The sequence below is a fragment of the Hydrotalea sp. AMD genome (genome assembly GCF_004100315.1).
Taxonomy (GTDB): domain Bacteria; phylum Bacteroidota; class Bacteroidia; order Chitinophagales; family Chitinophagaceae; genus Hydrotalea; species Hydrotalea flava.
This window is the reverse complement of record NZ_SCKY01000030.1, coordinates 13,817-35,487: the sequence shown is the minus strand read 5'-3', so window position 1 is coordinate 35,487 and position 21,671 is coordinate 13,817. Positions and strand designations below refer to the sequence as shown.

Sequence of the window (21,671 nt, the reverse complement as noted above, 5' to 3'; positions counted from 1 at the left end):
TCCCACTGTTATCAATCGTTGCTACTGAAGTATTACTACTGCTCCAAACACCACCGGGGGTGGCATCTGTTACAGTCACACTACTGCCAGCACATACCTGTCCGCTTCCTGTATTGATGGGTTGTACAGTCGGCAAGGGATTGACAGTAATGGTAATGGATTGACTGGCAATCCCACATTTGTTTTGAAGGGTATAGGTAATGGTAGTAGTACCCGGCTGGAGTATGGTTACCGCGCCGGTGATACTATCAATGGTTGCCACTTGTGTATTACTACTCATCCAAACACCACCTACGGAAGTTGTATTGACGGTTAAAGTATTTCCCATACAAACCGCATTTGCCGATGCTTGAATAGGATTGACTATCGGCTTAGCCTGAACCAATATATTTCTTGTTACAGTTTGTCCGCATGCATTAGTATAACTTAAAGTGGTTGTTCCTGCAGCAATTGCAGTTACAATGCCTGCCTGACTAACAGTGGCTACTCCTGTATTAGATGAACTCCAGGTACCGCCCGGTACCGGATTTACAAATGTTGCAGTAGTGCCGGCACAAAGTGTATCTGCCCCACCACTAATGGGCATGGTAGAACGGATATATATAATTTGTGTGCTACTGCAGGTAATACCATTTACGGTATAGGCTACCGTAACCGTATCAATAGAATTGTCATCAAATTTAATTTGTGGATAACGACTGGTATTGGAAGTACCGGCTACATAGTTAGTACCACCACCGGTTACCGTCCATAAATAGATTCCGGAACTACTTCCATAAGTGGGCATATAAGGGGTATTACTAAACTTAATGGTACCATTGTTACAAGTGGCAACTGCGGGCAACATTTGCACACTGTTTACAGTAAATGATTTGCCCACACTTACACTACAACCATACTGATTGGTCATGGTATAAGTAATTGTGGTAGTACCGGCACTTATGGCAGTCACTTTTCCGGTAGTATCAATCGTTGCTACTGAAGTATTACTACTGCTCCAAACACCACCTTTTGTTGTGGTAGTCAATTGAACTGTGCTACCGGCACAAGTACCGGAATCTCCGGTAATAGGTGCAATAACAGGCAATGGGTTTACTGTAACACTAGTTTGTGCAGTGTTACTGCACCCATAGTTATCGGTAAGTGTTAGCAAATAACTACCACTTGCTGCAGTGGTAACATTAGCAATAGAGGGGTTCGCTAAGGTTGAAGTAAATCCATTCGGACCATTCCACTGATATGAGTAAGTATTAGAATGATTATTTTTTGATTTATCATTGTCGTCGTTGTCATTGTTATTCTTTTTACTATTATTTACAAAATTGTTATTCCCATTAACTGTTGAAGAAAGAAAAAGTGTACCCCCGGCACACAAAGGGCTATTGGACTGAACACTTACTATGGGAATGGGATGAACAGATAATTGTATACTATTGGAAGCTGTAATACAAGATGCACTATTTAAACTGGCTGCATTAGGGCCAACCAATACCCGATATAACCCACTATCTGATAATTGCACATTATTAATAGTAAGACTGTTGGTATTTACCGGCACACCAATATTATTCCAGGTAGTACCATTATCCGTACTTTTTTGCCATTGATAAGCAGGTGCTGTGAAAGGATTGTTGACCAAGGAAGCCACTATATTGGCTGTACTACCCACACAAACCGAATTTGCTGTTGTAATATTGGCTGTTACGTTGGGGGTACAGGCAGTAAATAATATATCATCCAATGCCAAATCATTGCCACATTGTGCACCGCCTCCATAATAGTCTACCATTTCTAACACTAACGTATTCATTCCGGCAGGTAAAGCAAACTGAAAGCCGTATTGGTTCCAGTTTAATGGACCGGCTGTGGGAGACAAGGGCAAATTACCGGTTGTTATGGTACCTAAAATATTCCCATTCAAATCCTTTACATTAAAAATTACCCTGGCATAAACCAGTCCTGATCCACAAACTGTTTGTGTATTTGGAGAGTTAACGTTGGCTAACCAGGCTGAAAAGTTAAAAACAGAGCCATCACATAAGTTACTAACGGTATCTCTGAAATAAATGGAATTATTACCTCCGGCATTCACTAAAAACATATTACCATTGGTATTACCAGTGTGGTCGCCACCGATTGCCCAGTCACTTTTATGGGCATTTTGTACTAATGGTGTAATAATATAATGCCCATCGGTACCCACGTTCCCATAAATATAACTGGTTGAACCAGGAGCAGCCTCTGAAGTAGCAGTTGGAGAACTTGCAGTTCCAAAATCCTGAATAAACACAGGCTTTAAAGCTGCGCTGTTGCATAAGCCACTGGTTTGTGATTGTACCTGGGTAAATCCTCCAAGTGTGGCAAATACCCATAGCATTATGCGTGTGGTACTCTTCATAGAAAATTGGAATTGCAACACTAATATACAAACGTCTTTTAACGAAAGTTTATCATTTCTATATTTTAATCAAAGTGTATCTAAATGGCTACAAGTCATGTAAATATTGTACTACAAGTTTCATTCTGCGTTTTATTTTATTTATTTGCAGAACCGGAAATCATCAAACCAAACCACATGTGGTACTCATTAGGTAAGTTTATTATTAAGTATAGAATTGTATTGTTATTTGTATTGTTGTTAGTAATTGGCTTTATGGGCTGGCAGGCTTCAAAAGTGCAGTTGAGTTATGATTTTACCAAAGCCATTCCCACCAATAACCAAAAGTATAAGGAATATGAAGCATTTTTAAAAACTTTTGGCAGTGATGGTGGCATAATGGTGATTGGCATACAAGACAGTGCTTTTTATACCCCAAAACTTTTTAATGCCGCAACCAACTTAGGCAAAACATTAAAAACCATTCCGGCAGTACAAAATGTTTTGAGCATTCCCGACGCTTTTAATCTTGTAAAAGACAGTGTCACGGAAGCCTTAGTTCCAAAAAAAATATTTCATTATCCTTATACCACACAAGATGCCTTAACAAAGGATGAAAACCAATTCAATAACCTGCCATTTTATCGCAATCTGTTGTATAATCCGAAAACCCATGCTTATTTAATGGCCGTTACGCTGAATAATGATTCCGTTAACAGCAAGGCCCGCACTTTTTTAATTCAGCGCATACAGAATAAGGTAGATGCCTTTCAACAACAAACCGGTATTGAAACATATTTAAGTGGATTACCATATATTAGAACCATCATCAGCAACCGCATTAAACAGGAAATGAACTGGTTTATTTATGGTTCATTTTTGCTTTCTGCCATAACATTATTCCTGTTCTTCCGCTCATTAAGCACAACTATTATGAGTTTACTGGTAGTTGGCTTCGGGGTGATTACTACACTCGGCACCATGGTTTTAATAGGTTATAAAATCACCTTATTAACAGCTTTAATCCCTTCTTTAATTGTTGTAATTGGTATTCCCAATTGCATTTATTTTCTCAATAAATACCATTTGGCCTATAGAGATACAGGCGATAAGGAAAAGGCACTGATTCAAATGGTTGGCCGTATGGGTATTGTTACCTTATTCTGCAATCTAGCTGCCGCCATTGGGTTTGCTGTTTTTGCTCTTACCAAAAGTCAGTTGTTGAAAGAGTTTGGCGTGATTTCCGGTATTAATATCATGGCCTTGTTCTTTATTTCTTTGGTTTTTATTCCTATTATACTCAGTTTTTTACCCGCACCACAAGCCAAACATGTGCGCTATTTGGATAATAAAATTTTAGAAAAAATATTGGTAGGAATTGAACGTTGGGCGCTTTACCATTCTCGTTGGGTATATGCCGTAACCATTGCAGTTACTTTGTTTGCCATTGCAGGTATCTTCCGATTAAAAAGTGAAAGTTATATTGTGGATGACCTTCCTAAAAAAGATAAAATATACACCGACCTGAAATGGTTTGAAAACAATTTTAAAGGTATTATGCCCTTGGAAATTATTGTAGATACCAAAAAGAAAATGGGTTTAGTCCGCTCTACCCGGCCATTGCAAAAAATAGATGTATTCTCGCAGTACATTGCCCAAAATCCGGCCACCGCCAAACCACTGTCTATTGTGCAAGGATTGAAATTTGCCAAGCAGGCTTATTTTGATGGCGATAGCGCCAGTTATACTGTTCCTTATGAAAGTGATATGATTTTTTTGGCTCCTTACTTAAGGACAAAGACTGATACCCATAACAAAACCGGTTTCAGTAAACTGATGAACAGTTTTATGGATTCAGAAAAAGAGAAAGCAAGGATTAGTGTGAATATGAAAGATATAGGCAGTATTGCATTACAACAACTCATTCACCAATTTCAACAAAAGGCGGATCAAATTTTTGATACGGCCAATTATACCATCACTTTTACAGGCAGCAGTGTTACTTTTTTAGAAGGCTCCAGCTTTATTATCAATGGTTTAAAAGACAGTATTTTCTGGGCATTTTTATTAATAGCCCTTGCTATGTTTATCCTCTTTAAATCCTTGCGTATTTTAATCTGCTCTTTAATTCCCAACCTCATTCCATTAGTCATTACAGCCGGACTAATGGGGTGGCTGAATATTACCATCAAACCCTCTACCGTTTTGGTTTTCAGTGTTGCATTGGGTATTGTAATTGATGTTACCATTCGCTTTTTGGTGAATTTCAAACAAGAGTTACCCCATTATAATTTTCAGGTAAAACAAACCATTGTACAAACCATTCGATACACCGGTGTAAGTATTATTTATACCTCGCTGGTGTTAATTGCAGGCTTTGTGATTTTTTGTTTCAGCAATTTTGGCGGCACGCAGGTATTGGGCTGGTTAACTTCCTTTACATTGGTAATGGGTACCCTTACCAATTTAATTTTATTGCCGGTACTTTTAATCAGTGTGGCAAAAAAAGACCAGAAAAAGCAGGAAGTAAATCCTTACTAAGAAAATATTTTTCGCCCATTACAAGATTTAAAGTATAGTGTAATCATCAGTAGAATCAATTATTGCATAAGATTGGTTCAATAAAATGCATCCCAAAATGGATGAAACAGCACATACATTGAAAATGAAATTTTCACTAAAGTATTGTATACTTTTTGGAGTTTATACATTGAGAAGGGTGACAGGTAATAAATATTACTTACAAAACAATTTTTATTACACTAAATAAAATACAGAAATTTATACCACCATACAGTTGCCACGCATTACCCACAAACATTTGTAAAATGCATGACCATCACCATCACTCGCATCACCATTCCAATACCATCAGTAACCTGAATAGGGCTTTTAGGATTGGCATTGTTTTGAATACCTTATTTGTAATAGTGGAAGCAGTCAGCGGTTTCTATTATCACTCTATGGCATTGCTGTCGGATGCCGGACATAATCTGAGTGATGTAGCCGGTTTGTTTTTGGCCATGCTGGCCTATCGATTAGCGCAATCCAAACCCACAGCAACCTTTACGTATGGATATCGGAAATCTACGGTATTGGTATCGCTCATCAATGCCGTTATATTGTTGATTGCAGTGGCAACTATTATTTGGGAAAGCATTACCCGTTTTAAAACCCCTGAAATTATTAATGGAGAAAATATGGCATTAGTTGCAGGCATTGGTATTGTGATCAATGCAACTACTGCACTGTTATTTTTAAAAGGAAAAGAAACAGACTTGAACATTAAAGGCGCTTATTTGCACATGGCTGCAGATGCATTGGTTTCATTGGGTGTAGTCATTGCAGGTATATTGATTCAATATACTGGTTGGTATTGGCTCGATGCAGTCATTGGTATTGTGATTGCCATTGTTGTTTTATTCAGTACCATTAATTTATTGAAAGACAGTTTCAATTTATCGATCGATGCAGTACCCAAAGGCATTCATTTGGCCGATGTTCAAAAAAAAATAGAATCCGTGCCCGGCGTTTTAAGTGTACATCACTTACATGTATGGGCCATCAGTACTACCTACAATGCTTTAACGGCACATATTGTAGTGGCAGATTCTGCCAGCATTGCTACCATCACCACCATAAAAGAAGCCATCCGGCACGAACTGGAACATGCAAATATTCGACACAGCACATTGGAATTTGAAATGGATTGTGAAAATTGTAAAGAAGAAATTTAAAAAATAAAAAACAAATACCATGGAAGCACATTATTATCAGGTAGATGTGAACTGGAATTCAGAACGCAAAGGGGTGATGTGTTCACCCGAATTAAACAAAGATGCAGGCAGTTGTATTGAAGTAGCCACTCCGCCCGATTTTCCGAAAGGTATGCCGGGCATTTGGTCGCCCGAACATTTGTTTACGGCAGCCGTAAGCAGTTGCTTAATGACTACTTTCTTGGCCATCGCTGAAAATTCAAAATTAACCTATACAGGTTTCAGTTGCCGGTCAAAAGGAAAATTAGAACAGGTAGATGGTAAATTTATGATGAGTGAAGTGGTATTAGAACCCACGGTAACCATTACCGATGAAAAAGACCGGGAAAGAGCAGAAAGGGTACTTCAAAAATCAGAGGCTGCTTGCTTAATTTCTAATTCCGTGAAATCAAAAATTACCATGATGCCTACTATCCTGGTTCAAGCCACAAATACATAAATTTTACTGCCACGAATGCACGAATACCTCTTGCACACTTCCCTTCGTGCAAATTCGTGTTATTCGTGGCTAAAAAAATTATTGTATTTCGGAAAAATCTATAAAACAATTCGTTTATAACTTAATTTCTCTTCTCCAAAATTTACAAGTAATGAAAGTCTATTACAAGAAACTTTCAGATAGTTGATGCATTGTGCTGTGAATTCTTCTGCAATTTGAGAAACCCCTTTTACTTCAAGAATAATTTTATCGTACAATACAAAGTCGGCATAAAACTTATGTGGAAGTATGAAATCTTTATAATTAACAGCGTATTCTTTCTCTCTTTCAAATGGAATCCCTGCTAATTTAAATTCATATTCTAAAGCATCCTTATAAACAATTTCTAAGAAACCGGCACCCAAGAATTTGTGAACCTCCATACATACCCCAATAATGCTGTAGCTTTCTTCTTTGTAAATTATTTTTTCCATATAATTTCTTTATGTTTTCAAATGTAAGAAACTAACTATCCCAATTTATCTTCGAATATAATTCGAGACAATATCCCTAAAATCATTTCGATTAAACATGCGCTTATCCTAATCCACAGACATTCATATTGAAAAATATGAAGGATAGCCTAACAAGAGATTTTATGTTTATTCTTGCACATTTCCCTTCGTGCAAATTCGTGTTATTTGTGGCTATACCACAATCAATGCATAATATATGTTGCCGCGAATGCACGAATATTTTTTCTCCCACACCATTCCTGTGCATTAGGGTAATTCGTGGCTAACTAAAAATAAAGCTGTGGCCCGGTTACATCGCAAAAAAGTAACCAATTAATTGGCAGGCTATACCCAATATTAAACCGGCATACACTTCCTGTGTGGTATGGTCGCTAACAATCAATCGGCTGGTAGCTACCATACCAGTTATAAGCGCAGTAATGCTAATGGCCATTCCCATGGGTGTTTGGTAAAAAAAAGAAAGCAATATCATGGCAGCCAATAAACTACCCATGGAAATACCATGTAAACTGATTTTGATAAAATTATTAATCACAAGTCCGATGGAAGTTGAGATGAAAATGCCAAAATAAAAAAACTGCAATGCCTCAGGCTGATTGGTCATGTTTTTACTGAGGTAATACATCCACCAGTAAAAAAACATGGTAATCATATACGGTGCTATGCGCTCTTTAGCGGTTCGCAAATAAATGCTGGATACAAATTTTAATTTATACAATAAAAACACAGCAAATGCAGGAAAGAAAGCTGTCATCCAAAAAGTACTAAACACCTTTAATTTTAACTGATATACACTGATATCTGTAAACAGATAAGGAAACCGATATACCAAATACAAAAAAAAGTAAGTAGGTATAAACAAAGGATGAAATAAATACGAAAGCACTTTAGCCGGAAATACCAGCCATAAACTTTTTACAGGGGTAGTATATAATTGCTCCTCCATATCCATATTTTTTGTTGTCATACTTTATAATTGTTTACGCAAACGAGCTACCGGTATGTTCAATTGTTCCCGATATTTAGCAACGGTTCGCCTTGCAATATTGTAGCCTTTCTGGTTCAACATATCGGTTAATTGTTCATCGCTCAGCGGTTTTCGCTTATCTTCCCTTTCAATCATATCACTCAATATCTTTTTCACTTCACGGGTACTTACTTCTTCACCGCTATCGGTACTTAAACTTTCACTGAAAAAATATTTCAACCGGTAGGTACCAAATTCAGTTTGCACAAATTTGCTGTTGGCCACCCTGCTAACGGTTGATATATCTAAGCCGGTTTTCTCTGCAATATCTTTTAAAATCATGGGCTTTAAATTAGTTTCATCGCCCGTTAAAAAAAAATCTTTCTGATGGTTCATAATCGCTTCCATAGTTACCGCCAGAGTTTGCTGCCGTTGTTTTATCATATCAATAAACCATTTGGCGGCATCAATTTTTTGTTTAATAAACAAAACTGCTTCTTTTTGGCGTTTATCTTTTTTACTGCCGCGTTCATATTCCCGCATCATTTCGCGATAGGTATCACTAATGCGTAAATCGGGAGCATTTTTATTATTCAGGCTTAGCTCTAACCTGCCTGCATTATTAAAAATAAAAAAGTCGGGAATAATGTAACTGTCTACCTTATTCATTTCACCGGCATCGCCACCGGGTTTGGGGTTTAATTTAATAATCTGCTGCATCACTTCTTTCAATGCTTCATCGGTTAAATTCATTCCCCGCTGAATTTTTTCGTAATGCTTTTTGGTAAACTCATCAAAATATTTTTTTAAAATTTCTATGGCTAACGTAACCGACTTGCCGTCATTCTTTTTTCTTTCCAATTGTATCAGCAAACACTCCTGCAAATCGCGGGCTGCCACACCGGGCGGATCAAACTGCTGTATTTTTTTAATCAGTTCTTCCACTTCTTTTTCAGTAGTTATAATGTTTTGCCTGAAAGCCAAATCATCTACTATTGACGAAAGTTCACGCCGCAAATAGCCATCATCATCCAAACTACCAATAATTTGTTCAGCAATCTTGTAATCTTTTTCATCTAAATGCAGCAACCCTAATTGCTGTACCAATAATTCATAAAAACTGGTTTCACTTTTAATGGGTATTACTTTGCCATCATCCAATTCAGGATAATTTTCATCCTTCATTTTATAATCAGCAATCTCTCCATCTTCATCCGCCACATATTCACTCAAATCCAAATTTTCATATTCATCCTCACTCCCGTCTTTTTCAAAATCTTCTTCATTGCTGCTGTCAAACTCATCCTCCAGTTCCGCTTCCATCCCTTCTTCATGCTCATTTTCTTCCATTTCAAGCGCAGGATTTTCTTCCAGTTCTTCTTTAATCCTGTCTTCCAAATAGGCCGTAGGTACCTGCAACAATTTCATCAACTGAATTTGCTGTGGCGATAATTTTTGTAATAATTTTTGTTGTAAACCCTGACTTAATGACATAATCTATCTTTCTTCCTCAATAAAATATATTTGTATGTTACCGGCGCCTGTACTACTATTTTACACCGGTTGCGTCGCACACTGCAAAGTTCTGTTCGCTATTCGGCTCAACAGAAATTGCAGCATCCACAATAACGCCGTAAATTTACGAACAATGCACCCATCATGGCTACGAAACTATTCGGTTTAATGCTAATTTTTATACTAATTTGTAGTATATACCTGTCTGCACAAACACCTGTAACTACTACTGCAACTGCATTGAGCGACAGTACAGCTACAATAACACCCTTCCGCCTGCAACCCAATCATTATACCCGTCAATTACCCTTTTTTTGCCGTGAAGAATGGAAATTTGAGCGAAAAACAAAATTACCCCTGCGGTTTCGGTTGGGCAGTGTGCAATATGTAGACCGATTAGAAGGGAAACTCCATTAAACAAATAATCATTAGTTACCCACACGAATTTGGTTTGCCTTTGCCTGTTGCTGCACCCAACTTTGAATGGATTGTATAGCAGGTGCATCAAAACCCTGCTGCAAATCAATGGTAACTGCTTCACCTGATTTTGGCCACAGCATTAAGGTATTCCCAACCATTCGAATACCCTGCAGGGCCGACCAGTTTATTTTTTCCGGAGCAGTAAACAATGGGAAATTCCACTCCATCCCATCTGCTTCTACAGCAATATAATGGCGTGGTTTTTTCCCGGTTCTTAAACGTATCACGCAATAAGCAATCAACAGCAATGCATACACGATATAAAAGATGCTGCTGCTTTTAGTATGATTGTTTAAATAGACTGCTAACTGAAATGCTAAAAAAACAATATTCAGCAGTATAATTGCATACAATAATTTACGTTGCCATCCGGGCATTACACTACCTTTAAAAGGAAACTGCGGCATGCTGTTTTATTTAAGCGTTCACCTGATGTTGTTGTAAAACCTTTTCAATGGCAGCTACCATTTTTTGTCCTTTTTCAGTAATTTGTTCGGGTGTCCACAACATACTGATAGCAGTAGATATACAACGACTCATCACAGCATCGCTGGCAGAAAAATCCTGCGTTTTTATTTGCAGCAATGCTTTTTGTTGTGCATCATTCAGTGGATTTAATGCGGCTATATTTTTCAAATGATGCCATTTGCGTACATAATGCCAGTTATTATCGAACCAGTAAAAATTGCCGGCTACAATACCCTGTGCTTTCATTTCGGCCACTACGGCTTTGGTAATGGCCTCGGTGGGTAAAAACCAACTGAGAAAAGAACAGCTATCGCCCGATGGGTCAGGTACCTGTCTGAACTGAATGGCCGATACTTTTTCCAATATACTTTTCAGTTGTCCATGGTTATTGCGTTGTATGGCCAAGAAGCGGGGCAGTTTTTTAATTTGCGCCAAACCTACTGCAGCATGCAATTCGCTAATGCGGAAATTATAACCCAAATAAGGGTGTTCATCCACACCACGGTCCACCCCTTTATGATCATGCCCGTGATCGGTATAACCATCACATTTTTCATACAAGGCATGATCGTTGGTCATTACCACGCCCCCTTCAGCACAGGTAATGGTTTTTACAAAATCGAATGAAAAAGTACCGGCGTGGCCAATAGTGCCTAAGGCTTTACCTTTATAAGTACCGCCAATACTCTGGCAGGCGTCTTCCAGTAAAATAAGTTGGTGAGCCTTACAAATTTGCTGTAGTTCATCTAAATTGGCCATACTGCCGCACATGTGCACGGGCATTACACATTTGGTAGCCGGTGTAATGGCTGCTTTTACCGCTACGGGGTTCAGTGTAAGGGTTTCATCCACATCTACCAGTACAGGAATGGCACCCACACTCAATACTGCTTCAAAACTGGCTACAAAGGTAAAGGAGGGCATAATCACCTCATCTCCTGCACCAATACCCAATGCCGCCATAGCTGTAGTTAAGGCAGCAGTACCGCTACTGGTTAATTGTGCATAGCCGCATCCAAAGGTTTGGGTAATGGCTGTTTCCAGCTCTTTTGCTTTCCAAATTCCTTTCCGCGGGCCATCAAAACCATAGCGCATCAGGATACCTGTTTCCAGCACCTCATTCACTTCTTTTCTTTCTTCATCGCCAAATAATTCAAAACCGGGCATATACTATTTTTTAAGAATGATTCAATTTGTGAGGGCAAAGGTAGAAAAATATTGCGGGATGGAATATTTTGTGTAAACTGAAGAGTAGTAACAATTTCTGTTTGTTGTTTGAATGTATGTTATTTCATTCTTCCAGGTATTTTTCTTTGCAACTTGAAGTACAGCGAACATTAAGACAGGTTGTTATGCCTTTTCAACCATTACAAATTGGTATTTGAAAACCACTTGTACCTAATGGGAAAGCAAATTGGTTACCTGTTATTTATTTAAACTATTTACTGATATGGCGTTTAAAACTACAAAAAAGAAAATTTTGTTTTGTATGAAAAGGTGTAATATGGTCTTCCGTGATACAACGTATTTTATCAAAGCCATTTTGTAGTTCAGAGGTTAATGCTGCTTCGCTGTATTGTTTAATTTGCAGGCCGCTGCATTTTTCCGGGCCTTTATCTGAGAAAGTACCAATTGTGATATAACCCGTAACGAAATTTCTTGCAATTGACAGGTATTTGGCAACCTGCTCCTTAGTGATTAAAAAATGAAAAGTTGCTCTGTCGTGCCATATATCATAAGTTGTATCGGGCTTAAATTCAGTAATATCGCTCACCACCCATTTAATTTTTTGCGCTTTATCGCCCAACCGTTTCTTTGCTTTTTCGAGTGCCTGCGATGATATATCTAATACTGTAATATTTTCAAAACCCTCTTCCAACAAATAATCTGCCAGTTTACTATCACCACCACCTATATCTATAATTTTTGCAGTTTTTGATAACCCGAATGAATGTATAAAATCCAGCGATGTTTTTGGCGTTGCTTGTGTCCAACTGACTTGATCGGGTTCTTTTGTTTGATATACATTGTCCCAATGCTTTTGAATTGAATTTTCCATCCTGCAAAGTTTTGAATAAAAATAAATGCATTTTGTGACAAAAGTCGCAGATAAGATTTACAAATAAATACCTTCTCATAAATCCGTAATGCAATCTATTGTAGTAACATCATTTAAAGCAATGATGCTGCTGTTAAAGATACCAACAATACAATTCAAATGCAATTTTAAGCCTGCACATCATTAAGAAATTTAAAGATATTCAAGTAGAATTAACAACATCTATTGTAATTTCCCAAAATTTGTTTTGCATGATTATAAAATTTAGCATCTTAGGAATGAATAAATATGCCTGCAGATTTTGATAGCTTTAATACAGTTATATGATAATCACCCGTTCATTTACATTAGCAATGGCTTTATGGGCATCATCATAAATAATATGGGCAATAGTTTCAGGCTTTGTCCATGTAGAAAAATCGGCATCCGGCATATCGGCCCTGTTTTGCGGCGTATCGATAACCGTTGGTACAATTACAGCAACAACTACGTTGGTTCCTTTTGCCTCTGTATTCATAATTTCAGCCAATCGAAAAAGCAACGACTTGGATAAACCATAGGCCGTTACGCCTTTTGCATGGGTAGTATTTAAACCGGCTTTTGAACCTGTTAAAAACATACGTCCCTGTTTTTGTTGCATCATTTGCAAAAAAACCGGCCTTGCTATGTTATAAGCTGTTTCAAAATTCAACTGCATCTGGGCCTGAATGGCTTTTGTATCGGTTACAGCAATATTTCCCATTGCAAAACCGCCGGCAGTTAAAACAGCCACATCAATACTTCCACTACTTTCTGTAATATTTTGCACCATCGCACTACAGGCGGCTTCATTTAATAAATCTAATTCCACTTGTATAAAAGGATTTTGAGGCACTGTATCATTATCATTGCCCTGTTTTTTGTGTACAAAGCCATATACCTGATATTGATTGTCGGCAAATTTTTGTGCCACTGCTTTTCCCAGATTACCCGCTGCGCCGGTTACCAGCACTATTTTTGAAGGCATAACTTTTTTCTCTTCAAATTTAAGGTATAGATGCCACGAATGATTGCATTGCTATGAATATTTTGGTTGTAGCGAAGTTTGATTGCCACGAATACACGAATATATTTCCTTTCAATTCGTGTTCATTTGCGTTATTCGTGGCTAAAAATAAAAATTAGTGGCTGTGCAATGATTATTTTACCCGAACATACTTTTCAATATTAATTCTGTTTACACCAGCATTATCTACCTTCTCTATTCCTTTTTGAATAAGTGTATCCTGGTGCATGGTAACCGTAAAAGTAAAATCATTGCCCTCCCAGTTTCTGTCACTGCAATATTCTAAATGTTCGGTATATACACTATCGTTCAGTGAATACTTTCCTCCGCCGGCAACAAAAACAGCGACTGAGTCTTTTCCTTTGTTCAAATCATGTTGCAAAAAAGCAAAATGGGTATTGTTGATAATTTTAATGAAAGAAATATTTTTGGTATAATCTGTTACTACCGTATCATTTTTCTGAATCACAGTACCGGTAATCAGTTGCCAGGTTCCTGCCATTGCAAGGGGAGTTTTATTTTCTGCGGCCTGGTTCCTATTTCCGCCACAAGACAGGAAAGTTGTTGCAAGTAAAACAGCAGCTAATTTTGTTTTCATGTTTTTATTTTATACAAAGGTTCACGAATTTGCGATGATATTCAATAACATGTTTCCCCTATCTTAAACTTATTCACAATTAAAAATATTGTTTTGAAAATAAAATCTAAGATTGAAAATAAAATAGTGTATCAGAACAACAGTATAATTTATGAATGAGTTGCCAACCAATTGATGAGCTTTGTATAATTTTCTTCAGAATATTCATATCCCCAGTTGTCTTCGTAATTATTTTGTTCAACCCTTTCTTTTAAATCATCAAGAATATTTTTTAATGTTTTCGCAAAAAAAATAGCCGAAACATTTAAGGCAAATAATAATTTTTTTGAAAGATCAGGTGGTTCTTCAAATTCAAATTTTTGGTAGATGGCACTTTCAAAATTATAATGACATAAATCCTCTATCATTTCCTGATTGATATCTTCCCAGATAAGGATTGTAAAGATTCCATTTGAATTAATAATCAGCCATAAAATAATTGAACCTTCCAAATCGTGAATAACAATAGCTTTTTCATTTAAATACCAATTACCTCTTATATGAAATGGTTTATCTGTTAATAAAAGTACAGTAGCATTTAATAAATCATTCAATGGGTCAGTGCTATAGCTTGCTAAATAACTGAATTGCTTTTCAGGGGTTGCAATGGTAATATCCATCCATCCATGTTCTATTGCCCCTACGCGAATGATAAAATTCTCAACAGTTTGGAAAGGCAATTTTTTAAGAATATCCATATACTCACATATTAAACATTATTATATATAACAATATTAAAAAAATATTGAGGATGTATTATTCAACATGTTTGCAAAACTCAAAATGAACCTATACCCTTAAAAATAAGCAAAAATTTTTACAACCATTAATACTGACTATTAGCTTATCATTATTGCGTGCTTATTTATTATACCATTTGCAAAAAAAGCACAGGTAAACCTATGCTTTGAAAGTTCCAAAAATTGTAACGAATATGATAAGTATTGTTCAAGAGAGTTGACTTTTCCAAAAAGTTTTATTAAGTATTTAACGCGTTGTGCCATTAAGCTCTGAAAAACTTACTGAGCATATGTTTCAATAAACTTGGCTCAACAGCCATTAGTTATAAAGAGTTTACTGAAACACCATTAGGCAATGAGTTTCAAACGAAAACAGATTTTAATAGCACAACACGTTAAGTATTTATTAAAGTTTAATATGCAAGCTTGATAACGTCCACTAATAAAATCATCAAGGTTGAGGGTCATATGATGTTCAATTTCATGCCTCAGACCAATCAAAAATTTGAGATTATTTTTTGCATCATTGTCGATTGGGTAAGCTTTGTCATTCAAACATCTTTCCAACTCCCAAAACTTATATGAACCTCGCTTTGTCCTGTCAAATTTTTTACGCTTGTTCTTAACTTCATGATACCTATATTCTATTCGTTTTGAACGATAATAGGAATGAAGCAGGTAAGTCCATGCAATTATCATTAAAACTGTAAAACTCTCTGATTTAAACTTTATAAGTGGATCATTAAATACTTTTACAGCAGCTAAAGCGCTTTCCTTAGCTTTCTCTAAAAGTTCATGTTGAATTGACCAAACTCGTCTTTTCCTCATCTTGGGTTGTGTCAGATTAATGGCAGTTATCTCTCAAATATACAAAACACCTACCAATTATTATATAAAATAATTAAAATGTATTTATCCTGCTCACTCATTCACTCTATTCACTTACCAAAATACAGATTCGCATGTTTACTATTTCACAAACCTGAGTAGCATCAACCCAAACCGCCCCATCCCATTCACCACTATTGGTATATACCCGCCCCCACCCTTTTTCGATACTGCTTCGATACAACAGCGTTACGCAACGCTGTAAACCGGGAGATGGATGGTGATTGGATGAACCATGTCGGGTGTTTTATCTGCGGTTTTTACGGTAACATTTTGCAGAAAATACCGGCAAAAAAATTTGGAAACCACCTCACAAATGTTGTATATTGAAAACACAAAAAATCAATATACTATGGCAACTGTTTCTTCCTTTTATATGGTACGGCCGGCAATTGGTGCGTAGTAAAACTTCAATCAATAAAAAACGCTTTTTTACTGATTCAGCTTTTGCCCACAACGCCAATACAGCAAATGGCTGAAAATGGCTTCAACGATTGCCAGTGCCATATTTGCTGCAACTGTTTTTTCCTGCTACCACAACGGCAATGCCTGCCGCTATTGGCTTAAACCGGATGCACCATTTTAATGCAGTCAATACCAACAAACCGCTGCGCAGCCCGCAAAGCGGGTACATTCCTTTGCGTATTTAAATCAACAGGAAAAGTATTGTGCTATATGCTTTACCATCCATGAGTATTTGTGTAACAATTTCCTGCTAACTTGCAGCAGCAATATTGCCCAATTGTAGCTTATCGCTTATGCAACCTATTCTCATTTATTGTTATGATGCCTATTGCGGCTGGTGCTATGGTTTTAGTCCGGTTTTAAAAAAAATAACCGCTCAGTTTTCTGAATATTTTTCCGTTGAAGTGCTCAGCGGTGGCATGGTATTGCCCGAACAGCCCACCCCCATTGCCGCAACTGCACAATATATTCAACAGGCTTATACTACTGTTGAAAAAACAACGGGTATTCGCTTTGGCGAAGATTATCTCTGGCATATTTTTCATCCGGAGCTGAGCGACTGGTTTTCGCACTCTGAGAAACCGGCCATTGCACTCTGTATTTTTAAAGAATATTTCCCGGATCAACAATTGGCTTTTGCAAGTGATTTGCAATATGCTTTACACTATGAAGGGAGGGATTTAACAGATGATGAAGCATATCGACACCTGCTTCACAAATACCATTTGCCCATTGATATGTTTTACGAAAAATTGCACAGTGAATTATATAAAGAAAAAGCTTATTACGAATTTGCGCTCTGCAAACAATTACAGGTAACGGGATTCCCGGCCGTATTGCTGCAGGCATCGGATTCTAAATTTTATCTGTTGGCAAGAGGTTATACCGATGAAGACTCACTTACCCTGCGCATTAAAAACGTATTAAATGAACTGAATATAGCACAATAACCTGTTTTTGAGCTTGCTACGCTATAGGGAAATGCTTATTTTTATTAACTTAGGCAATATTTGGTATTTGTTAGAAAAGGAAGATTAAAAATGCAATGCCCCCAATACTTGTATTTATGAAACCATCAATCAATTATATATGAAAAAAATGTACCTATTGCATATTGCATTATTTGCACTATTTGTACAACTATTGGGGCAACCAACACCACCCCCGTCTCCCAAGCCATTGAATGATACTACTTCTGCAAAACCGGTAGTAGCCATTACACACCACAGTATTGTAATTGCCGGCAAAACAGTGAATTATACCGCCACAGCCGGTACCCTTATCTTAAACAATGAAAAGGGCGAACCCATTGCCAGCTTTGGGTTTGTGGCCTATACCAAAGATGGCGTGAGTGATTTGAGTAAACGACCGGTTTTGTTTGGCTATAATGGCGGCCCTGGCTCATCTTCTCTTTGGTTGCACATGGGTGCCTTAGGCCCACGCCGTGTTGTTGTTAACGATTTAGCAGCCCCAACGCCACCGCCTTATAAGGTAGAAGACAACCAGAACTCTATTTTAGATGTAACCGATATTGTGATGATTGACCCCATTGGTACGGGCTTTAGCCATGCCATTGGCAAAGCACAAAACAAAGATTTTTGGGGTGTGGATCAAGATCTGCGCTCTATCAGTAATTTCATTAAAGAATACATTACAGAAAACGACCGTTGGAATTCGCCCAAATATTTATTAGGCGAAAGTTATGGTACCATGCGTTCGGCTGGTGTGGTAAATTACCTGCAGGAACGGTTAGGCATTGCCGTTAATGGTGTGATATTGGTATCTTCCGTTTTAGATCTGCGCCAGCTAACTTTTGGTCCGGGCGATGATATTTCTTATGTAATGTATTTACCCACTTATGCAGCCACTGCTTATTTCCATCATAAATTACCCAATCAGCCCGCTAATTTGCCCGCTTTTTTGGAAGAGGTTACCAACTATGCCAAAGGTGCCTATACCACTGTATTGATGCTGGGCGATAAAATAGATGCAGCCACTAAAAATGCCGTGGCTGAAAAATTAGCCGCTTATACCGGGTTGAGTAAGGACTATCTTTTAAAAGCCAACCTGAGGGTAACGGAGCCACAGTTTACACAGGAATTATTGCGTGATCAGCACCTTACGGTGGGCAGGTTAGATAGTCGCTTTACCGGTATTAATCAAAATTTATTAGCCGAAAATGCAAGATTTGACCCACAAAGCACAGCCATTACACCGGCATATACCGCTACTTTTTTAAATTACCTGTACAATGAGCTGAAGGTGAATAAAACCATGTATTACCATATTTCTGCTTATAATGCAGAAGGATTTAAATGGGATTGGCAGCGCAAAGGCGGCCTTTGGGGCGAAGGAGTTTACCCGCCTTCTACCGCACCAGATTTGGCCAATGCCATGAGCAAGAATCCCAATTTGAAAGTTTTGGTATTCAATGGGTATTATGATTTGGCTACGCCTTTTTATGGTACAGAATACACCATGGATCATTTGGGATTAGAACCCGCTATTCAAAAAAATATCAGTATGAAATATTTTGATGCCGGACACATGATGTATGTGCACCCTGCATCATTGGTTACTTTTAAGAAAGATATTGCAGATTTCATTAACAGCACAAATCCATAAACGAATCTGTTATCTGTTTCCAAACCGGTAACCCTGTATTACAGTTTACCGGTTTTTTGTGTACCCACATCAGAAATGCTTTAACTTCAACGTTATTATTGAAAATAAAACAAACATGGCTAAATACTGGTTACCCGAACCCGAAACACACGATTTTCCGGCAGCGATAGACTATCTGGAATTATTATTTCCTTTACCTGAAGCCAAACAATATGCTGCTCAGCTTCAAAAAGCCAAAACCATTCGCAAAAAAGCAAAAGACATTTTGCGAGCCGCACAATTACCATTATTACCTGCCGATAATTTGCACGTGAATGAAAATATCAAAAAAGTAAAAAAGGGAAAAAAACTTTCCCCAATTTTGTTGATACGTGGTGAGCAAAAATTAATCATTGCCGATGGATACCACCGGCTTTGCGCCATTTATTATTTATCGGAAGACTTGGAAATTCCCTGCCGATTGGTATAATGCATGTTTCTCAATTAAAGTGCGGTGGGTTATCCTTCCAATGCCATAAATGTAAGCAGGCATAAGTGCGATAAGGGCGCCATTTTCTGGCAATTTTTTCTAATTTTTCACGCCGTGCTTTTTTGTCCATTGCCGGAAGTTGATAAATGGCTTGCATAGCTTGTTGAATACCCAAATCATCTGCAGAAAATACGTCTTCTCTTCCTAAAGTAAACATGAGTAACATTTCTACTGTCCAACGCCCTACGCCTTTTATTTGGGTAAGATAATCAATCACTTCCCCATCACTCATTTTACTCAATTGTTTTTGCTCCATACCATTTATTAACGCAAATTGGGCTACGTTATGTACATAATTGGCTTTGGCATGCGATAAACCAATGCTTCTTAATTGTTCATAAGGCGTTTGTGCAATATCGGCGGGGGTAGGAATAGATGGATATAATGCCAGAAATCTGCTTTTTATAACAGCCGCCACTTTTACCGACAGTTGCTGGCCAATAATGGCATTACACAATTGCAGATACACCGGCTTACGCGGCTGCAAACAAAAAGGTTCATGATGCCGGATAACGGTAGCCAGTTTCTTGTCTTTTTGTAAATGTGTGATGTACGACATACTTTTATGAATTGAATACAAACAATACCAAGAATGGCAAGTTAATACAATCGTTCCGAAAACAGTACTGCCATTCATCATTGCAAATGACCTATGAAACACAATTTGTATGCATGAAGCATACCTGCATATTTTGCTATCAACAGGCCGATATTGCTGCACAAAATCAGAGAATGGTAAAGAAGGTAACAGGATATTGGTATAGCTGCCACCATAGTATGGCAGGAAACTTAACCAATATCAAAATAAATAATAGCATTCAAAATGCGACATAAAATGTATTAATTTGCTGCAACAATCCTGTAGCTGAACAGGCCAGTCAGCAAACCTTTATGTTAAAAAATATACTTGCTTTTATTAAAACCAAACCAGTACTGGCAGTGGGTTTTTTATTTGCCACCTCCAGTTTAATTTTTGGAATTTGGGTAGCTTCCATTCCCGGCATTAAAGCCCGTATGGGTTTTAGTGATGGCAGCCTCGGGCTTTCTTTGTTGTTATCGCCTTTAGGAGCCATCACCGGCATGCTGATTTCTACCCGTATTTTCAGTAAAATACCAGTGGGCAAGTGGATGGTAGGTGGCTATATTACCATGGCCTGTATTATGATTGCGCAAATTAATTCGGTGAACAGAACCATGTTTTGGATATGCCTGTATTGTTATGGGTTAACCAGTTTTTTAAATGGCGTATCAAGCAATGCCACGGTGAATTTATTAGAGAAAAAATACAACCGCTTATTCATGAGTACCTGTCATGGTATGTATAGTTTAGGCGGGGCGGTAAGCGCCGGTATTGCGGCCTTGCTATTTTTGGTGCATGTACCACCCGGCATTCAAATTGTGCTGGTGGTATTATTCATTGTTACGGTGATTCTTTCCAACAAAGCACAATTGCTCAGCAATACTGATATCATTCATTCCCGTTCAGAAGTAAAATTACCTTCCTTAACCATATTGGGTATTTCATTTATTTGCATGGTGAGTTTTATGGCGGAAGGTTGTGTAGCCGACTGGAGTGCCATTTATTTTAAAGAAGTATTGCATGCACCCAAAGCATTGCTCAGTTTGGGTTATGCCGGTTTTTCGGTTGCCATGACTTTTGGCAGACTAAATGGCGATACATTGATTACCAAATTAGGCAGTAAAAATATGGTTGTATATGGTGCTATGTTGGCAGCAACCGGATTTTTAGTAGTAGTAACCGCTCCGGTAGCTTTAATAGCAATTATAGGTTATGTGATGGTGGGCTTAGGCAGTTGTTGTATTGTGCCTATTTTATTCAGGGCATCGGCCAATATACCCGGCGTAACAACTGTGGAGGGCTTTGCGATGGTAACTACAGGCGGATTGGTAGGATTTTTAACCGGGCCATCGGTAATTGGATTTATATCAGAGAAAGCAGGACTTTCAAAAGGTTTATCTTTATTGATATTAATGTGCAGCTTATCGGCTTATGTAGCCTACCGCAATCCTTTTATACAAAATAAGGAGCCTCTAACGGTAGACCCCTTGCCTTATGATGAGCAATTGTATTAAGCCATATAAAACCTATTTTGATTTTTTGCGAAAACAATTAGCTTGTTTTAAA

General features: G+C 37.8%; 21 protein-coding genes. 9 read left to right on the top strand and 12 right to left on the bottom strand.

All coding sequences use genetic code 11. The features are described 5' to 3' along the window. On the bottom strand, positions 1-2,398 hold a 2,398-nt coding region (locus tag EO766_RS16275), incomplete at its 3' end, for an Ig-like domain-containing protein (protein WP_287101535.1). A gap of 177 nt (positions 2,399-2,575) precedes the next feature. Here EO766_RS16275 and EO766_RS16270 point away from each other — a divergent pair. From EO766_RS16270 to EO766_RS16260, 3 genes are all read left to right on the top strand, one after another. After that, positions 2,576-4,918: an efflux RND transporter permease subunit gene (locus EO766_RS16270; protein WP_074421200.1), complete on the top strand. Its 2,343-nt coding sequence runs from the start codon at positions 2,576-2,578 to the stop codon at positions 4,916-4,918. Positions 4,919-5,205: 287 nt separating this feature from the next. Further along, positions 5,206-6,114 carry a cation diffusion facilitator family transporter gene (locus EO766_RS16265; RefSeq protein WP_074420072.1) on the top strand — a complete coding sequence of 303 codons (909 nt, stop codon included), beginning with the start codon at positions 5,206-5,208 and terminating at the stop codon, positions 6,112-6,114. A gap of 19 nt (positions 6,115-6,133) precedes the next feature. Beyond that, positions 6,134-6,592, top strand: a complete 459-nt coding sequence (locus EO766_RS16260; RefSeq protein ID WP_074420071.1) for an OsmC family protein — start codon at positions 6,134-6,136, stop codon at positions 6,590-6,592. A gap of 98 nt (positions 6,593-6,690) precedes the next feature. On the opposite strand, the gene EO766_RS16255 is transcribed toward EO766_RS16260, so the two are convergent. The 3 genes from EO766_RS16255 to rpoN form a co-directional block, all read right to left on the bottom strand. Further along, complete coding sequence (locus tag EO766_RS16255) at positions 6,691-7,065, bottom strand: GxxExxY protein (protein ID WP_074420070.1); 375 nt, start codon at positions 7,063-7,065, stop codon at positions 6,691-6,693. 331 nt (positions 7,066-7,396) lie between these two features. Then, a complete protein-coding gene (locus tag EO766_RS16250) occupies positions 7,397-8,074 on the bottom strand; it encodes a hypothetical protein (protein ID WP_074420069.1) in 678 nt (225 codons plus the stop codon). Between the two features lie 3 nt (positions 8,075-8,077). Continuing rightward, entirely contained in the window at positions 8,078-9,568 is a 1,491-nt protein-coding gene (gene rpoN, locus EO766_RS16245; RefSeq protein WP_074420068.1) for an RNA polymerase factor sigma-54, read from the bottom strand. A 165-nt stretch (positions 9,569-9,733) separates the two neighbouring features. On the opposite strand from rpoN, the gene EO766_RS16240 reads away from it, so the two are divergent. Further along, positions 9,734-10,006, top strand: a complete 273-nt coding sequence (locus EO766_RS16240) for a hypothetical protein (RefSeq protein ID WP_074420067.1) — start codon at positions 9,734-9,736, stop codon at positions 10,004-10,006. Positions 10,007-10,017: 11 nt separating this feature from the next. Here EO766_RS16240 and EO766_RS16235 read toward each other — a convergent pair whose 3' ends face one another. The 7 genes from EO766_RS16235 to EO766_RS16205 form a co-directional block, all read right to left on the bottom strand. Then, entirely contained in the window at positions 10,018-10,476 is a 459-nt protein-coding gene (locus EO766_RS16235; protein WP_074420066.1) for a hypothetical protein, read from the bottom strand. 10 nt (positions 10,477-10,486) lie between these two features. Beyond that, complete coding sequence (locus EO766_RS16230) at positions 10,487-11,704, bottom strand: DegT/DnrJ/EryC1/StrS family aminotransferase (protein ID WP_074420065.1); 1,218 nt, start codon at positions 11,702-11,704, stop codon at positions 10,487-10,489. Between the two features lie 271 nt (positions 11,705-11,975). Beyond that, on the bottom strand, positions 11,976-12,596 hold the full coding sequence (locus EO766_RS16225; RefSeq protein ID WP_074420064.1) for a class I SAM-dependent methyltransferase: 621 nt from the start codon (positions 12,594-12,596) through the stop codon (positions 11,976-11,978). 319 nt (positions 12,597-12,915) lie between these two features. Continuing rightward, positions 12,916-13,602 carry an SDR family NAD(P)-dependent oxidoreductase gene (locus EO766_RS16220; protein ID WP_074420063.1) on the bottom strand — a complete coding sequence of 229 codons (687 nt, stop codon included), beginning with the start codon at positions 13,600-13,602 and terminating at the stop codon, positions 12,916-12,918. 172 nt (positions 13,603-13,774) lie between these two features. Then, positions 13,775-14,239 carry a lipocalin-like domain-containing protein gene (locus tag EO766_RS16215; protein ID WP_074420062.1) on the bottom strand — a complete coding sequence of 155 codons (465 nt, stop codon included), beginning with the start codon at positions 14,237-14,239 and terminating at the stop codon, positions 13,775-13,777. Between the two features lie 149 nt (positions 14,240-14,388). Then, a complete protein-coding gene (locus tag EO766_RS16210; protein WP_074420061.1) occupies positions 14,389-14,976 on the bottom strand; it encodes a hypothetical protein in 588 nt (195 codons plus the stop codon). Between the two features lie 390 nt (positions 14,977-15,366). Beyond that, positions 15,367-15,846: a DUF3644 domain-containing protein gene (locus EO766_RS16205; RefSeq protein WP_074420060.1), complete on the bottom strand. Its 480-nt coding sequence runs from the start codon at positions 15,844-15,846 to the stop codon at positions 15,367-15,369. An 818-nt stretch (positions 15,847-16,664) separates the two neighbouring features. On the opposite strand from EO766_RS16205, the gene EO766_RS16200 reads away from it, so the two are divergent. The 3 genes from EO766_RS16200 (at position 16,665) to EO766_RS16190 (ending at position 19,465) form a co-directional block, all read left to right on the top strand. Continuing rightward, positions 16,665-17,321 carry a DsbA family protein gene (locus tag EO766_RS16200; protein WP_074420059.1) on the top strand — a complete coding sequence of 219 codons (657 nt, stop codon included), beginning with the start codon at positions 16,665-16,667 and terminating at the stop codon, positions 17,319-17,321. A 139-nt stretch (positions 17,322-17,460) separates the two neighbouring features. Then, the gene (locus EO766_RS16195) at positions 17,461-18,996 is read left to right on the top strand and encodes a S10 family peptidase (protein WP_074420058.1); all 1,536 of its coding nucleotides are present in this window, start codon (positions 17,461-17,463) and stop codon (positions 18,994-18,996) included. Between the two features lie 115 nt (positions 18,997-19,111). After that, the gene (locus tag EO766_RS16190) at positions 19,112-19,465 is read left to right on the top strand and encodes a hypothetical protein (RefSeq protein ID WP_074420057.1); all 354 of its coding nucleotides are present in this window, start codon (positions 19,112-19,114) and stop codon (positions 19,463-19,465) included. A gap of 10 nt (positions 19,466-19,475) precedes the next feature. Here EO766_RS16190 and EO766_RS16185 read toward each other — a convergent pair whose 3' ends face one another. Then, entirely contained in the window at positions 19,476-20,084 is a 609-nt protein-coding gene (locus EO766_RS16185; RefSeq protein ID WP_074420075.1) for a DNA-3-methyladenine glycosylase family protein, read from the bottom strand. A 113-nt stretch (positions 20,085-20,197) separates the two neighbouring features. Between EO766_RS16185 and EO766_RS16180 the strand changes: the two genes are divergently transcribed. Together EO766_RS16180 and EO766_RS16175 are read left to right on the top strand one after the other, a co-directional pair. After that, positions 20,198-20,359: a hypothetical protein gene (locus EO766_RS16180; protein ID WP_179853748.1), complete on the top strand. Its 162-nt coding sequence runs from the start codon at positions 20,198-20,200 to the stop codon at positions 20,357-20,359. A gap of 57 nt (positions 20,360-20,416) precedes the next feature. Then, entirely contained in the window at positions 20,417-21,619 is a 1,203-nt protein-coding gene (locus EO766_RS16175; protein WP_074420055.1) for an MFS transporter, read from the top strand. Positions 21,620-21,671 lie beyond the last annotated feature (52 nt).